The organism is Pseudarthrobacter sp. Hb11, assembly GCF_059383655.1.
The window spans coordinates 88,996-103,424 of sequence record NZ_JBWZCM010000011.1 but is presented as its reverse complement, the minus strand read 5'-3'; the positions used below and the strand labels follow the sequence as shown (position 1 = coordinate 103,424).

Here is a 14,429-nt window from a genome sequence, read left to right as displayed (position 1 = left end):
AGGTCTATCAACCAAGTGAGGTACATCACCTGTGGAAAGGGTGGTTGTGGGTACTCCGCTCTCCCGTGATCCCATTGCTGACGCACGCCGCAACTGGGAAGAGCACGGCTGGGTGGACGTCGCCGCGTCCATGGCCGCCATCACGGCGATCATGAGGACCCAACAGATCCTCCTCGGCAGGATCGAACTTGCGCTCAAGCCATTCGGACTGACTTTCGCCCGCTATGAGCTGCTCGCGCTCCTGAGCTTCGCCCGGAACGGTTCCCTTCCCATGAAGAGGGCGAGCACCCTGCTCCAGGTCCATCCGACCTCCATCACCAATGCCGTGGACCGGCTCCAGGACGCGGGGCTGGTGCGCCGTTCCCCGCATCCCACCGACGGCCGCACCACACTCGTTGAGCTCACCGCCGAGGGCCGTACCTTGGCGAGGCGTTCGACGGCGGCACTGAACACCGGGGTTTTCCGCGACCCCGGATTTGAGCCGGACGATATGGATCAGCTGATCCGGATCCTGCGGGACTTCCGTCGCAATGCCGGCGACTTCCTCGAACCCTGACCGGGCTCGCCCCCTTATTGCTCTTCTCTTCGAAGTTGCCCCGTCCTCCTGGAGCGAGGTCCTGCAGGATCAGCGCGCTGCCTTTGCACGCTTGACGCGCCGTACGACCAGCAGCATCACGGTGACGCCCAGGGCGGCGTACACGGCGTAATTCAGGAACCGGGAGTACTCCTCGATAATCCGATACTGGGTGCCCAGCAGGTAGCCGAGCCCCAGGAGCGCCCCGTTCCACAGCCCGCTGCCCGCCAGGGTGTAGAGGCTGAACGTGCCGAACGGCATCGCGGACGCCCCGGCAGGAAGGGAGATCAGGCTCCGCACCCCTGGCAGCAACCTGCCGAAGAAGATGGAGGACCGTCCGTGGCGGCGGAACCAGCCCGCCGCATGCTCAAAGTCCTCGCGATCCACCAACGGCAGCCGGGACAGGCCGCGGATGGAACGCTCAAATCCAAGCTTCGCTCCCAGCCAGTAAAGGAAGACTGCCCCCAGGTAGGCTCCCAGCGTGCTGGTGACAAAAACGAGGACCAGGTTCAAGGACCCCTGCCGGGCCAGGTAGCCGGCCAGCGGCAGGATCACTTCGCTGGGGATGGGCGGCACCACGGTTTCAGCAAGGGTAAAGAGCCCTACTCCCCATTCGCCCAGCTGCTCGATGCCCCGCGCGGCAACCCCCACCAGTCCGGTGAGATTATCGGTTGAGCCGCCTGCGTCCGCCGCCGTTCCCCACATACAACTCCCCGTCCGCGTTCAAAATTGGTCTCCCCTGTTTACCTTACGCACCTGCGTAAAGGCTGTGACCAGGACAAGGCTGTGGCCAGGACGAGGCGGGACCGGCCGGAGGCGCATCATGAAAACCGCACTGCGGCTGAGGAATCGGCGGACGTGGGCGGCTGCCGGGAGTCCATTTCCCTCAGCGGTGCCCGAACTCCGGCTGGCGTTTTTCCGTGAACGCCGCCATCCCTTCCTTCTGGTCCTCCGTGGCGAACAGGGAGTGGAACAGCCTGCGTTCGAAGAGGACCCCCTGGGCCAGCCCGGTTTCGAAGGCGGCGTTTACGGCCTCCTTCGCCACCATGGCCACGGGCTTGGACTTGGACGCGATCACGTCGGCGGCCTTGATCGCCTCGTCCACAACGTCCTCGGCCGGCACCACCCGGGACACAAGGCCGCAGCGGTCAGCTTCCTCTGCCCCGATGAACCTGCCGGTGAGGATCAGGTCCATCGCCTTGGCCTTGCCCACTGCACGGGTGAGCCGCTGCGATCCGCCCATGCCCGGCAGCACGCCCAGGTTGATTTCCGGTTGCCCGAACTTCGCGTTGTCCCCGGCGATGATGAGGTCGCACATCATGGCCAGTTCGCAGCCCCCGCCCAGGGCAAATCCGGACACTGCGGCAATCGTGGGTATGCGCAGCCGGGTGAAGTCCTCCCAACCGCGGAACCAGTCGGCGGCGTACATGTCCATGTAACCCTGCGCCGCCATCTCCTTGATGTCAGCCCCGGCAGCGAAGGCCTTGCCCGAGCCGGTGATGACCACTGCCCCCACCCCAGGGTCGGTATCCATGACGCGCACGGCTGACACGAGCTCCTCCATGGTGGCTTTGTTCAGGGCATTCAGAGCCTGCGGCCGGTTCAACGTCACCAGGCCCACCCTGCCCCGCTGCTCCACAAGGATGTTCGTGTATTCCGTCATTCCGGGCTCCCGTCGTCCTGCGCTGCCTGATGTGGTTCCTGCTTGTCCTGGCCCGACTTGTTCCGGATATCCGTGATGATCGCGGAGAAGTCCCTGCCGGCGCCGCCTTCCGCGGCAAACGTATCGTAAATTTCCGCCGCAAGCGGTCCAACCCGGGCGGCAACCCCGGTGCTTTGCAGTGCGTTGACGGCGAGTTTGAGGTCCTTCGCCATCAATGCTCCGGCGAAGCCGGGCTGGTAATCGCGGTTGGCCGGGCTTGTGGGGACGGGGCCGGGCACGGGGCAGTTGGTAGTAAGCGCCCAGCATTGCCCGGACGCCGCCGACGCCACATCAAACAGCGCCTGGTGGCTCAGGCCCAGCTTCTCGCCGAGCACAAAGGCCTCGCTGACGGCGATCATGGAGGCGCCCAGGATCAGGTTGTTGCAAACTTTGGCCGACTGGCCGGCCCCGTGCGTGCCGCAGTGCACCACCCGTTTGCCCATCACCTCCAGCAGCGGCCGGACTGCCTCGAAGTCCTGCACATCGCCGCCGACCATAAAGGTGAGGGTCCCGGCTTCGGCGCCCACCACGCCTCCGGATACCGGGGCATCCACCGAGCGGTGCCCTGCTTCAATGGCCAGCCTGGCTGCTTCCCGGGCCTCGTCCACGTTGATGGTGGAACAGTCCAGGAACATGGTTCCCGGTGCCGCCGCTGCCAGCAGTCCCGGCCCGCCGCCTGTTCCCTGATATGCGTCGAGGACGTGCCGGCCGCTGGGGAACATAGTGAGGACCACGTCCGCCCCGGATACTGCGTCAACAGCACTGGCAGCAACCGGAACCCCGTGGGCCCGCGCAACTTCCAGTGCTGCAGGCACCACATCGAAGCCGGCTACCGCATACCCCGCCTTGGCCAGGTTCACCGCCATGGGGCCGCCCATATGCCCAAGGCCCAGGAAGGCAACAGTGTTGTTCTCAGGCATGGTCCGTCTCCTTTAGCTCCAAATCCAGTTCATTGTTGCCCAGCGGCTCAAAAAAGCGCTCCACCTGCTCGGGCAGCACCTCAGCCAGGGTGCGCGGATTCCAGCGGGGGATGCGGTCCTTGTCCACCACCTGCGCCCGGATGCCCTCCCGGAAATCCGGCGCTTTCAGGAACCGCAGCCCCACGCGGTATTCCTGCGCCAGGGCTTCATCCAGGGTGAATTTTTTTACCCGGCGGAGGGAGGCCAGCGTGACCTTGACGGACGTGGGCGACTTCGCCTCGATGATGTCAGCAGCCCGGGCCGCCTCTGTGGCATCTCCGCCGCCGTCGGCACCGCGGTAGGAACGGAGCCGGCGGACAATCTCCTCGGCGTTGTCGGAGGAGTAACAGCTGTCGATCCAGTCACGCTGCCCGGCGAGCGCGGAGCCGGGTGCGTCCACCCTGTAAGGTACGACGGCGGCTTCCGCTGTTTCGGTTTCCAGCGCCACCATCAGTTCCTCAAGGCTGTCGGACGGAACAAAGTAGTCGGCGAGGCCAAGGTGCAGTGCATCCGCCGCACTGAGGTGCGCGCCGGTCAACGCCGCATGTGTTCCCGCCTCCCCCGGTGCGCGGGACAACAGCAGGGTCCCGCCGACGTCGGGCGCAAACCCGATGGTGGTTTCCGGCATACCCATCCGGGTGCGTTCGGTGACCACGCGGACGGAGCCGTGCGCCGAGATGCCCACGCCGCCGCCCAGGACCAACCCGTCCATCACGGCGACGTAAGGCTTCGGGTAGCGGGCAATCAGGGAATTGACCCGGTACTCCGTTTGCCAAAAGTCTGCCGTTTGCCCTCCACCTGCGGAAATATCCTCGTAGATGGCCACAATGTCGCCGCCTGCACACAGCCCCCGTTCGCCCGCCCCCCGCACCAGTACCGTGGCAACGCCGTCGTCGTCCGCCCACGCGGTGAGCTGCTCCAGAAGCGCGCCCACCATCCCGGCGGTCAGGGCGTTGACGGCTTGAGGCCTGTTGAGGGTGATGACCCCCAGCCGGCCGCGGCGCTCGAACAGCACCTCGTTGTGGTCCGCACCGGTCTTCGAGCTGTCCGTCATCAACTTCCTTCCGGCATCACGAAGCTGGCTCCGTGCCGTATTCCTGAGGGCCACCGTGTGGTGACCGTCTTGGTCTTGGTGTAGAAGCGGAAGGCGTCCGCTCCGTGCTGGTTCAGGTCACCGAACCCTGACGCCTTCCAGCCGCCGAACGTGTAGTAGGCGATGGGCACCGGGATGGGGACATTGATGCCCACCATGCCCACATCGACGCGACTGGCAAAATCGCGGGCTGCATCGCCGTCACGGGTGAAGATGGCCACGCCGTTGCCGAACTCATTCCTGCTGCACAGCTGAAGCGCCTCATCGTAATCGACCGCCCGCACCACGCTGAGGACGGGGCCGAAGATCTCCTGCCGATAGATGCCCATGTCCGGCGTCACGTGGTCAAAGAGGGTTGGCCCCACCCAGAAACCGCCTTCGTAGCCTTCCACCGTGATGCCCCGGCCATCCGCCAGGAGGCTGGCGCCCTCGTCCACACCCGCTTGGATAAGCCCCTCAATGCGTTTTTTCGCGGCGGCGGCCACCACGGGCCCGAAGTCCGCGTCCCGGTCCAGGCTGTGCCCCACTTTCAGCCCCTTCACGCGGTCCCGGAGCTTGGCCACCAGCCGGTCAGCTGTTTCTTGTCCCACCGGAACTGCCACCGAAACAGCCATGCAGCGCTCCCCTGCCGAGCCATACCCGGCACCAATGAGGGCGTCCGCCGCCTGGTCCAGGTCTGCGTCCGGCATCACCACCATATGGTTCTTGGCACCGCCAAAGCACTGCGCGCGCTTGCCGTGGGCTGTGGCCGTGGCGTAGATGTACTGGGCAACAGGGGTGGAGCCCACAAACCCGATGGCTTTGACCCTGTGGTCCTCAAGGAGCGCATCCACGGCTTCCTTATCCCCGTTGACCACGTTGAATACCCCGTCCGGAACGCCCGCCTCGGTGTAGAGCTCGGCGAGACGCAGCGGCACAGAGGGGTCACGTTCCGAGGGCTTCAGGATGAACGCGTTGCCGGCGGCCAAGGCGGGGCCGGACTTCCAGAGCGGAATCATGGCGGGAAAGTTGAACGGCGTAATTCCTGCCACAACCCCCAGGGGCTGACGCAGGGAATGGATGTCGATTCCCGGTCCGGCCTCCGTGGAGAACTCACCCTTGAGCAGGTGCGGGGCGGCAGCGGCAAACTCCACGACTTCCAGCCCCCTCTGGATGTCGCCCCTGGAGTCGGCGAGGGTCTTGCCGTGTTCGGAGGACAGCAGCCGCGCCAGTCCGTCCATGTCCTGGTTCACCAGGTCCACGAACCGGAGCAGGATGCGGCCGCGGCGCTGGGCGTTCATGGCCGCCCATTCCTCCTGCGCCTTGGCTGCGGCAGCAACCGCGCTGGTCACCTCGTCCCCACCGGCCAGCGGCACACGGGCCTGGACGGCCCCCGTGCAGGGGTCGAAGACGTCGCCGAAACGGCCTGAGGTGCCGGCCGTGTGTTGGCCGCCGACGTAGTGGGAAAGCTCGCGCGCCATGGCCGGAAGCTCCTTCGCGTGTGACCCGGGTCATTCCTGGTTGCGAATATACTGGGACCTCCAACTAAACTCCACCGCGCCCCTGGCACTGTGGCGGGCGCCGCCGCCATGGGGCATATCGCTGCGAGGAACGGCGAAATGGGCCGGAAGCGCCGGCGGGTCCGCACCGATGTACCCCGTTGCGGCAACACTGCCCCGGCCCCGCAATCCGCGCGGCCACGGTAAGTTAGGAGCTGTGAAGATTGCTACCTGGAATGTGAATTCGCTCCGTGCCCGCGCCGACCGTGTGGAGGCCTGGCTGCAGCGCAGCGATTGCGACGTCCTGGCCATCCAGGAAACGAAGTGCAAAGACGACAACTTTCCCTGGGAACTCTTCGAACGGATGGGTTACGAGGTTGCCCACTTCGGTGTGAACCAGTGGAACGGTGTGGCCATCGCGTCCCGGGTGGGATTGGATGATGTTGAGCGGACGTTCCTGGATCAGCCCTCTTTCGGCAAGGCGGGCAAGGATCCGGTCCAGGAAGCACGCGCCATGGCTGCCACCTGCGCCGGCGTTCGGATCTGGAGCCTCTATGTCCCCAACGGCCGCTCACTGGACGACGAACACATGCCGTACAAGCTCAAGTGGCTGGAAAGCCTGAAGACGCACGCCCAGGAACTCGTCGCGCAGAACCCCGAAGCACAGGTGGCACTCATGGGCGACTGGAACATCGCACCGTTCGACGAGGACGTGTGGGACATCGACCTGTTCGTCAACAACAGGTACACCCACGTCAGCCCGCCGGAGCGCGCCGCTTTCCATGCCTTCGAGTCTGCCGGCTTCACCGACGTGGTCCGCCCGTATACCCCCGGCCCGGGCGTTTACACCTACTGGGACTACACCCAGCTGCGTTTCCCCAAGAAGGAAGGCATGCGGATCGACTTCGTGCTGGGCTCCCCTGCCCTGGCCGAACGAGTGACCGGCGCTTCGATTGACCGCGAGGAGCGCAAGGGCAAGGGCGCGTCGGACCACGCACCAGTGCTGGTGGAACTGGCAGACTGATGACACCATCCTGGACCCATTCAAGGAGACCGTGATGACGGGAAACCTCTACCGGGGCCAGGCCGGCCTGCCATTCTCCTCAACACTTCGCGTCTACGAACCGCTCGACGCCTTCCCCGAAGAGCAGCGGAAAGCCATCGCGGCCGCCGGAGCGCAGGCTGCCTCGCGTGCCGCCGTCGAAAACGCCGAACTGCTGGCCTCACTGGGCCGGATCACCCGTTCCGGCGGCGACCCCTTCCCCACGGGGCGGACGGACCTGGTGCGCGTCACCACGGCCCCGGCGTCGCGAGAAGGCACAGGAGGCCCGTCCGACGACGGCGCTGACGCCGAGCCTAAGCTGCTGTACTGTCCCAGCCAGTTGGTACTGCGGGCCGGTTTGGCAGCGAACGCTTTGATGGAGGGAATCCACGGCCCGCTGGCCGAACTGCTGATCCCGGAGGAGCAGCGGGACAAGCACCAGGAAAGAATCGACCAGGTGAAGGCCCGTGACGGTGCCATCCGCGTCCACACGCGGGCGTCCACCTGGGGAATCCCCTTCAGCTGGTTTTCCCTTTTTATGGATTCAGACCATAAAGACGTAGTGGAGGCTGCCGGCCGGATCCTCACGGTCCGGGTGTGGGCACCCATCACGGAAGCCCTGGAGCGTGCGCGTTATGCTGTGGCCAACCTGGCGTTGGCGGCACCGGACCTGGACATGCTGGACGATCTGGCGCAGCTCACCGAGTGGCTGGAACTCTTCCATGTGAATTCGATGGTGGAGCTGGACTACGGGGCTGTTGCGGACAAGGTGTACCCGGACGATTCACCCATGGACATCAGGCTGGGCATCGAATGCCTGGCCGAGGGCGACATGACGGGCGCCGCCGCAGCGTACCGCCGCCTGGCTTCCCGCTGGATCCCCATCCGGCAACTGGCGCGCGCCTCCTGAAGCTCTCCCTCGGGACCGCCGGGGGCGCTAGGACTGGCGCGGCGCCGTCGTCCTCCTGACGATCAGTTCATGGGGTGCGACGGCGGACTGAACCGCTCCGGCCTCACCGTCCAGTTCGTCGAGGAGCATCTTGGTGGCCAGTTCGGCCTGTTCGTCAGGCCGCTGCCCCACGGTGGTGAGTCCCATGGCGTCAGCAAAATCGTGGTTGTCGATACCCACCACGGAAAGTTCCTCCGGCACGAGGACCCCAAGCCTGGACGCTTCAAAAATGACGCCCATGGCCATCTCATCCGATGCGCAGAAGATGGCTGTCGGTTTGTCGCCCGGTTTGGCCCACAGGCGGCGGAAGGCCTCCTGTCCGCTGCTGACCGTGAAGTCCCCCCATTCGTCCCATTCGGGGCGGGTGGGGAGGCCCGCCGCCGTCATGACGTCCTTGAAGGCGAGGATACGGACGCGGGGAACATCGAAGTTCAGGTCTGTTTCGTCATCGCCGTGGAGCAGGGCGATGTCCCGATGGCCCAGGTCGATCAGGTGCCGGACGGCGGTGGAGGCGGCGGCGTAGTCGTCAATACCGATATAGGCGCACTCCTCCACGTGGCCGCCCACCACCACCAGCGGAATGTCGATTTTCTGCAGGTGTTCCAGTTCGTCGTGGGACAACGCCATACACAGGACCAGCAGGGCATCGATCTGCTTGTAGACCATGGTCTTGCTGAAGAGCCGCTCGCGGTTGCTGCCATGGCCGCCGAGGTTGAACAGCGAGAGGTTGTAGTTCCGGGCGTGAAGTTCCCGGTCTGCGCCTTCGATGGCCTTGGAGAAGAACCATCGGCTGACGAAGGGCGCCAGTACACCGATGGTTTTGGTTCGGCCCGTTGCCAGGCCGGAAGCGGAGCTGGAGGCCACGTAACCCAGGTCTCCCGCTACCTCAAGAATTTTCTGCCTCGTTGCGGGTGAGACCCGGGGCAGGCCCCGGACCGCCCGCGACACCGTGGCAGTGGACACCCCCGCGGCGGCGGCGACGTCTTCAATACTGACCCCGCTATGGCCGCCCCGTTGCGACCTTTCACTTGTGCGTGCCACGGTGTCCCCTCATGTACTCCCTGCAGGCATCCGCCCTGCTTCGCGCGATACCCCTGGGCCATAGTATTTTGAGCGCTGGCCCGCATCGCAGTGTTACTTCCCGCCGGGTGCCCGACGGCGGCGGAACCCTGTGTGCGCTACCTCCGGTCCGGCAGGCGCCGGCGCAGCCGCACCATTCCGTAGAGTGCGAGCAGCGTGGCCAGAAGGCCCAGCGCCCAACCGAGTGCCGGCTGCGCCGTCACCTCCATCCAGACGGTGACCACCAGCAGCACAAGCGCCCAGAATCCGAGGAACCCGATGATGATGTCAAAGTCCTCACCGGACCTCATCCGGCGGCGGTCGCTTCCCGCCCCGGCGGACCGGGAGCGGGAAGCATCGCCTGTCACTTGACCGCACCTGCCGTAAGGCCGGCAACGATCTTGCGCTGGAAGACCAGTACCAGAATCACCAACGGAATGGTGACGATGGTGCCCGCGGCCATGATGGCCGTGTAGGGGATCTGGTTGGGCTGTGCGCCGGCAAAGCTGGCAATGGCAACCGTCACTGGTTTCGTAGCCTCGTTTGACAGCTGGCTGGCAATCAGGAATTCATTCCACGAGGAGATGAAAGCCAGGATGGCCGTGGTGAAGATCGCCGGAGCGGCCAACGGCATAATCACCTTCCGGAACGCCTGCCCTTGGGTGCAGCCGTCAACCCGCGCCGATTCCTCCAGCTCCCAGGGCATTTCCCGGAAGAAGGAGGTCAGCGTGTAAACGGTGAGGGGCAGGACAAACGAGATGTTCGGAATGATCAGCGCTTGGTACGTGCCCATCCAGCCGATGTTGGTGAACAGCTGGAACAGCGGGGTGATGAGGGCAACGCCCGGGAACATGGACGCCCCCAGGATGAAGCCCAGCACCAGGTACTTGAAGCGGAAGTTCAGGCGTGCCAGGGCGTACGCCGCGAACACTCCGATCACCAGCGAGATCACCGTTACCGTCACGCCGATGAAAATACTGTTCAGCAAGGCCTGGCCGAACCTGTTGCCGAACGAGGTATCGAAGGCCGTGATGAAGTTGTCCATCGTCACGTGGGTGGGCCAGGGCGTTGTGTCGTAGGTGAAGCCCACTTCGCGGAACGCCGTCACCACCATCCAGTAAGCAGGTGCAAGGCACCAGATAAGGATGACAGCCGCACTGACGTATGTACGGACGCTTGCCCACTTTTCCCGGTTCTGCGCAGTCTTGCGCCCCTTGTCCTGCTGCGCCCGCAATGCCGTGGAGGCAGTTGTGGTTGTCATTTTTTCCCCTTGCCGGTGGCTCCGCTTTGTTCCACAACATTCGCTCCAAGGAAGCGGACAAAGATGAACGCGACCAGGAAGATGATGATGAACGTAATGGTGGACAAGGCGGCTGCAGAGTTAAAGCCTTGCCTGATCTGGTTGATCACCAGGATGGACAGCGTAGTGGTGTTGTTGGCGCCGCCGGTGAGGATGTACGGAAGGTCGAACATACGCAGCGCGTCGAGGGTGCGGAACAGGATGGCCACCATCAGCGCCGGCTTGACCAGCGGAAGGGTAATCATCCGGAACCGCTGCCAAGCGGTGGCACCGTCCACCTTCGCGGCCTCATAAACCTCGGCAGGGATCATCTGCAGGCCTGCCAGAATCAACAGCGCCATAAACGGCGTGGTCTTCCAGGTATCGGCGATGATCACTGCCCACTTGGCGGGCCATTCGCTGCCGGTCCACAGGATGGAGACGTTGAACAGCTTGTTGATGATGCCGTTGAAGTCGAACATAAAAAGCCACAGCTGCGCAGTAACGGCAGTGGGGATGGCCCACGGAACGAGCACGGCCGCCCGGACCAGGCCGCGGCCCTTGAACGTCCGGGCCATGATCATGGCCATCCAAAAACCGAGGACCGTTTCGAAGGCAACGGTGATAACAGTAAAGAGGAAAGTGGTGCCAGTTGCTGTCCAGAACTGCCCGCCCAGGGTGCCTGGCGGGCAGGCGACAGTACCGCCGCCCTGGGCAGCACACTGCTGTCCCAGCCAGTTCACGTAGTTCTGGATGCCTGCCGGGCCGCCTTCAGTAAAGAGGCCTGTAACCGGATCGAGTCCCGCGTCCTTCGTGAAGGACATGATGATCGCGCTGATGATCGGGTAAACGATCACAATGCCGAGCGCGATGATAGTCGGGGCAAGTAGCCACGAGGCCCACTTGCCCTGGCTGAGGATCTTGTTGTCTTCGCCTACGCCCTTTGGTCCGTGATGGACCGGGGTAGTGCCCGACGCCGGCCCTTTGACCGGCGTCGGGCCCAATTCGGTAGCCATGGCTGGTTACGATCCTGCGCCGGCGGTCTCGATGGACTTCTGCATATCGGACAGCGCGTCCTTGGCCGGCTTCTCACCCTTCAGTGCCGCGTAGGCATTTTCCTGGATGGCCTGGGTGACAGCCGGGTAGAACGGGGTCACGGGGCGGGGAACAGCGTTCTCGATGGATGTCTTCAGGACGGGCAGGTACGGCAGCTTGGCGACCAGTTCCTTGTCCTCATAGAGAGCGCCGAACACCGGAGCCAGGGAACCCTGCGTCGCGAAGAACTTCTGCTGTTCCTCTTCAACAAGGAACTTTACGAAGTCCAGGGCGGTCGCCTTGTGGTCCGAGTAGACACTGATGGCCGCGCTGTGGCCGCCGAGGGAGGAAGCACCGGGGCCGGTCTTGCCTGGCAGGGCAGCCATGCCCAGCACGTCCTTGACCTTGGAGGAGCCTTCAGTCGTGGCCAGGTTGTACACGTAAGGCCAGTTGCGGAGGAACAGCAGCTTGCCTTCCTGGAACGCACGGCGGCTTTCCTCTTCCTGGTAAGTGATCGCCTCAGCGGGAATGTTCCCGTTCTTGAAGGCTTCGGCGAGGTTGTTCAAGCCTTCCTCGGCCTCTGCAGTGTTCAGGTTCGGCTTTCCCTCGTCGTTCAGGACGGAACCGCCAGCGGAGTTGATGGCCTCGGAAGCATTGACGGTAAGTCCTTCATACTGCTTGAACTGCCCTGAGTAGCAGCCCATTTTGTTGGCCTTGGCGATGGAGCACATCTCCATCATCTCGTCCCAGGTCTTGGGCGCCTCGGGAACCAGGTCCTTGCGGTAGTAGAGAATGCCGCCATCGGAGGAGACCGGAGCCGCATAAAGCGTGCCCTTGTATGAGCCGGCCTCTACGGTGGGTTCGAGCATGCCCGCGGTATCGACGGCCATCTTGTCCTTGAGCGGCTGCAGCCAGCCCTTCGCAGCGAATTCCGCGGTCCAGACAACGTCAACGCTCGCTACGTCGTAGTCAGCATTCTTGGCCTGGAAGTTCTGGACGAGGTCGTCGTGCTGCTGGTCCGCCTGGTCGGTCTGTTCCTTGAACGTGACCTTCTCATCGGGGTGGGCAGCGTTCCATTTTTCGATGAGGGGACGCACAACGTTGCTGTTGTCCTTACCCTGCACGTAAGTGATGGGACCTCGGCTGTCGATGTTGGCTTCGGCGTCCCCGCCGCCACCGCCGCCGCCGCCTGTGGTACCGCCCCCGCCGCCGCCGCCGCATGCGGCCAAGGTCAGGGCCAGGACACCGGCGGTGGCAACCGGAAGTAGGAATCTAGGGGTTTTCATAAGCTTGAAGCTCCTCGCTGAGTGACAAGTAGGTCTACGTGCGCTTGCTAGGTGAGGTTGATGTGGTGAGGTTGATGTGGTGACGCTCACACTAGTAAGGTTGCTGCGAACAATGCAAGCGTTTACATCAAAAAGTTATCTGAGAGGAACCAAATGTCCAACACGGACGTTCCTGTTGACCGCCCAGCCCGCCAGGAATGGTGGGCGGACGCCGTTGTCTATCAGATCTACCCCCGGTCCTTCGCGGACGGCAACGGTGACGGCATGGGCGACCTGCGCGGCGTTACGGAACGCCTGCCCTACCTGCAGCAGCTGGGAGTGGACGCCATCTGGCTCTCCCCGTTCTACAAATCCCCGCAAGCTGACGGGGGATATGACGTGGCCGACTACCGCCAGGTGGACCCGCTCTTCGGGTCGATTGAGACCTTCGATGCCATGTTGCAGGAAGCTCACCAGCGCGGGCTGAAAGTCATCGTGGACCTGGTACCCAACCACACCTCCGACGAACACGTATGGTTTCAGAAGGCGCTTGCTTCACCGCCCGGCTCCCCTGAACGGGCCCGCTACATGTTCCGGCCCGGCAAGGACGACGTTCCCGGCTCCGGTGATGGCAACCTCGCCCCGAACAACTGGAAATCGATCTTCGGCGGGCCAGCCTGGAGCCGGATCACCGAGGCTGATGGGTCTCCCGGCGAGTGGTACCTCCACCTTTTCGACACGAAGCAACCGGACCTCAACTGGGGAAACGCCGAGGTGCACGAGGAAATGCGCTCGGTGCTCCGCTTCTGGCTGGACCGGGGTGTGGATGGATTCCGTGTGGACGTGGCCCACGGCCTGATCAAGGAGCCCGGCCTGCCCGACTGGGAAGGTGTTGCCGCAATGGTTGAAGGCACTCCGGAAGTGAGTCGGGAAGCTGTGCACCGCCCCGGTGACGCACCTGGAGCCCATACCGACGCCGAAGAGCCCCACCGCGCGGTATCCCCGGTTTATCCGCCCTCGCCGTTCTTTGACCAGGACGGGGTGCACGACGTCTACCGCGACTGGCACAGTGTGCTTGCCGGGTACGACGGCGACCGCATGCTGGTGGCCGAGGCCTGGGTGGAGCCGGCGGAACGGCTGGCCCGCTACACCCGCCCGGACGAGATGCAGCAGGCCTTCAATTTCGATTTCCTGCTTGCAGGCTGGGACGCGGAGCGCATGGCGGAATCCATTGAGGCCTCCCTGGCAGCAGCTTCCTCTGTGGGTGCTCCCTGCACTTGGGTGCTGAGCAACCATGACACTGTCCGCCACACTACGCGGTTCGGCCTTAAGGATCCCACGACGTTCCCCAAGGGCCTGGGAGGAGATGACGAACAGCCCGACCCAGCATTGGGGCTGGCCCGTGCCAGGGCCGCGACGTTGATCTCGCTTGCCCTGCCGGGCTCCGCATACCTGTATCAGGGAGAGGAGTTGGGGCTCCCCGAGCACACCACCCTTCCGGCCGGTGCGCGGCAGGACCCAACGTTCTTCCGGACCCGGGGCGCAGAGATCGGCCGTGACGGCTGCCGCGTCCCGTTGCCCTGGACCGCGGAGCTGCCGGGCTACGGCTTTTCGATAACCCGGGACGGCGAAACTTCGCAGCCCTGGCTCCCCCAGCCGGACAGCTTTGGGCCCTTGGCGGCGGACCAGCAGGAGGGAGTGGAGGGCTCTACCCTGGAGCTTTACCGCGCTGCCCTTGCCTTCCGGGCCGCCCGGCGGCTGGGTGCAGGGTCCGTTGGCTGGGCCGAGATCCATGCGCCGGACAGCGGGGTGCTGGCCTTCCATAACGGGGACATCCTGGTGTTGGGCAACCTTGGGTTCGCGTCCGCCCCGGTCCCTGAAGGGTATTCCGTGGTTCTCTCCAGTGGCCCGGAACCTGCCGCCGAGTGGGCGGGCATGCGTGAAGTGTCCGTGGACTGCGCTGTCTATCTCGCCAAGGACTGAACGAGCCGTCG

Annotated in this window: 14 protein-coding genes; 4 read left to right on the top strand and 10 right to left on the bottom strand. The window is 64.3% G+C overall.

Annotation, left to right across the window (positions count from 1 at the left end):
• Positions 1-46: 46 nt before the first annotated feature.
• Positions 47-556: a MarR family winged helix-turn-helix transcriptional regulator gene (locus AC50X7_RS14830; RefSeq protein ID WP_494979716.1), complete on the top strand. Its 510-nt coding sequence runs from the start codon at positions 47-49 to the stop codon at positions 554-556.
• A 69-nt stretch (positions 557-625) separates the two neighbouring features.
• Here AC50X7_RS14830 and AC50X7_RS14825 read toward each other — a convergent pair whose 3' ends face one another.
• From AC50X7_RS14825 to AC50X7_RS14805, 5 genes are all read right to left on the bottom strand, one after another.
• On the bottom strand, positions 626-1,279 hold the full coding sequence (locus AC50X7_RS14825; protein ID WP_307096819.1) for a DedA family protein: 654 nt from the start codon (positions 1,277-1,279) through the stop codon (positions 626-628).
• A gap of 181 nt (positions 1,280-1,460) precedes the next feature.
• A complete protein-coding gene (locus tag AC50X7_RS14820; RefSeq protein ID WP_494979715.1) occupies positions 1,461-2,237 on the bottom strand; it encodes an enoyl-CoA hydratase in 777 nt (258 codons plus the stop codon).
• Positions 2,234-3,196, bottom strand: coding sequence for a 3-hydroxyisobutyrate dehydrogenase (gene mmsB / locus AC50X7_RS14815; RefSeq protein ID WP_494979714.1), 963 nt, complete (start codon positions 3,194-3,196; stop codon positions 2,234-2,236). The genes AC50X7_RS14820 and mmsB overlap by 4 nt, the downstream gene beginning before the upstream one ends.
• On the bottom strand, positions 3,189-4,289 hold the full coding sequence (locus AC50X7_RS14810; protein ID WP_494979713.1) for an enoyl-CoA hydratase/isomerase family protein: 1,101 nt from the start codon (positions 4,287-4,289) through the stop codon (positions 3,189-3,191). The genes mmsB and AC50X7_RS14810 overlap by 8 nt, the downstream gene beginning before the upstream one ends.
• Positions 4,289-5,788 carry a CoA-acylating methylmalonate-semialdehyde dehydrogenase gene (locus AC50X7_RS14805; RefSeq protein ID WP_494979712.1) on the bottom strand — a complete coding sequence of 500 codons (1,500 nt, stop codon included), beginning with the start codon at positions 5,786-5,788 and terminating at the stop codon, positions 4,289-4,291. The genes AC50X7_RS14810 and AC50X7_RS14805 overlap by 1 nt, the downstream gene beginning before the upstream one ends.
• Before the next feature lie 235 nt (positions 5,789-6,023).
• Here AC50X7_RS14805 and AC50X7_RS14800 point away from each other — a divergent pair, with 235 nt between their 5' ends.
• Together AC50X7_RS14800 and AC50X7_RS14795 are read left to right on the top strand one after the other, a co-directional pair.
• Complete coding sequence (locus AC50X7_RS14800; protein WP_494979711.1) at positions 6,024-6,830, top strand: exodeoxyribonuclease III; 807 nt, start codon at positions 6,024-6,026, stop codon at positions 6,828-6,830.
• Positions 6,831-6,864: 34 nt separating this feature from the next.
• Positions 6,865-7,758 (top strand): DUF8083 family protein, encoded by an 894-nt coding sequence (locus AC50X7_RS14795; RefSeq protein ID WP_307096830.1) that lies wholly within the window; start codon positions 6,865-6,867, stop codon positions 7,756-7,758.
• A gap of 27 nt (positions 7,759-7,785) precedes the next feature.
• Here the strand turns inward: AC50X7_RS14795 and AC50X7_RS14790 are convergent, their stop codons facing one another.
• The 5 genes from AC50X7_RS14790 to AC50X7_RS14770 all read right to left on the bottom strand — a co-directional run bounded on the left by AC50X7_RS14790 (position 7,786) and on the right by AC50X7_RS14770 (position 12,456).
• Positions 7,786-8,838: a LacI family DNA-binding transcriptional regulator gene (locus AC50X7_RS14790; RefSeq protein ID WP_307096832.1), complete on the bottom strand. Its 1,053-nt coding sequence runs from the start codon at positions 8,836-8,838 to the stop codon at positions 7,786-7,788.
• A 137-nt stretch (positions 8,839-8,975) separates the two neighbouring features.
• Positions 8,976-9,224 carry a hypothetical protein gene (locus tag AC50X7_RS14785; protein WP_494979710.1) on the bottom strand — a complete coding sequence of 83 codons (249 nt, stop codon included), beginning with the start codon at positions 9,222-9,224 and terminating at the stop codon, positions 8,976-8,978.
• Positions 9,221-10,117: a carbohydrate ABC transporter permease gene (locus AC50X7_RS14780; RefSeq protein WP_307096836.1), complete on the bottom strand. Its 897-nt coding sequence runs from the start codon at positions 10,115-10,117 to the stop codon at positions 9,221-9,223. Before AC50X7_RS14780 ends, AC50X7_RS14785 begins: the two co-directional genes overlap by 4 nt.
• Positions 10,114-11,151: a carbohydrate ABC transporter permease gene (locus AC50X7_RS14775; RefSeq protein ID WP_307096838.1), complete on the bottom strand. Its 1,038-nt coding sequence runs from the start codon at positions 11,149-11,151 to the stop codon at positions 10,114-10,116. The genes AC50X7_RS14780 and AC50X7_RS14775 overlap by 4 nt, the downstream gene beginning before the upstream one ends.
• Positions 11,152-11,157: 6 nt before the next feature.
• A complete protein-coding gene (locus tag AC50X7_RS14770; protein WP_494979709.1) occupies positions 11,158-12,456 on the bottom strand; it encodes an ABC transporter substrate-binding protein in 1,299 nt (432 codons plus the stop codon).
• Between the two features lie 153 nt (positions 12,457-12,609).
• Here AC50X7_RS14770 and AC50X7_RS14765 point away from each other — a divergent pair, with 153 nt between their 5' ends.
• A complete protein-coding gene (locus AC50X7_RS14765; RefSeq protein WP_494979708.1) occupies positions 12,610-14,418 on the top strand; it encodes a glycoside hydrolase family 13 protein in 1,809 nt (602 codons plus the stop codon).
• Positions 14,419-14,429 lie beyond the last annotated feature (11 nt).

Bases quoted from the DNA above. Each gene is read 5' to 3' on its own strand.
- mmsB (WP_494979714.1), bottom strand. From the start codon at position 3,196: ATGCCTGAGAACAACACTGTTGCCTTCCTGGGCCTTGGGCATATGGGC.
- AC50X7_RS14765 (WP_494979708.1), top strand. From the start codon at position 12,610: ATGTCCAACACGGACGTTCCTGTTGACCGCCCAGCCCGCCAGGAATGG.
- AC50X7_RS14780 (WP_307096836.1), bottom strand. From the start codon at position 10,117: ATGACAACCACAACTGCCTCCACGGCATTGCGGGCGCAGCAGGACAAG.
- AC50X7_RS14825 (WP_307096819.1), bottom strand. From the start codon at position 1,279: ATGTGGGGAACGGCGGCGGACGCAGGCGGCTCAACCGATAATCTCACC.
- AC50X7_RS14775 (WP_307096838.1), bottom strand. From the start codon at position 11,151: ATGGCTACCGAATTGGGCCCGACGCCGGTCAAAGGGCCGGCGTCGGGC.
- AC50X7_RS14810 (WP_494979713.1), bottom strand. From the start codon at position 4,289: ATGACGGACAGCTCGAAGACCGGTGCGGACCACAACGAGGTGCTGTTC.
- AC50X7_RS14795 (WP_307096830.1), top strand. From the start codon at position 6,865: ATGACGGGAAACCTCTACCGGGGCCAGGCCGGCCTGCCATTCTCCTCA.
- AC50X7_RS14770 (WP_494979709.1), bottom strand. From the start codon at position 12,456: ATGAAAACCCCTAGATTCCTACTTCCGGTTGCCACCGCCGGTGTCCTG.
- AC50X7_RS14820 (WP_494979715.1), bottom strand. From the start codon at position 2,237: ATGACGGAATACACGAACATCCTTGTGGAGCAGCGGGGCAGGGTGGGC.
- AC50X7_RS14805 (WP_494979712.1), bottom strand. From the start codon at position 5,788: ATGGCGCGCGAGCTTTCCCACTACGTCGGCGGCCAACACACGGCCGGC.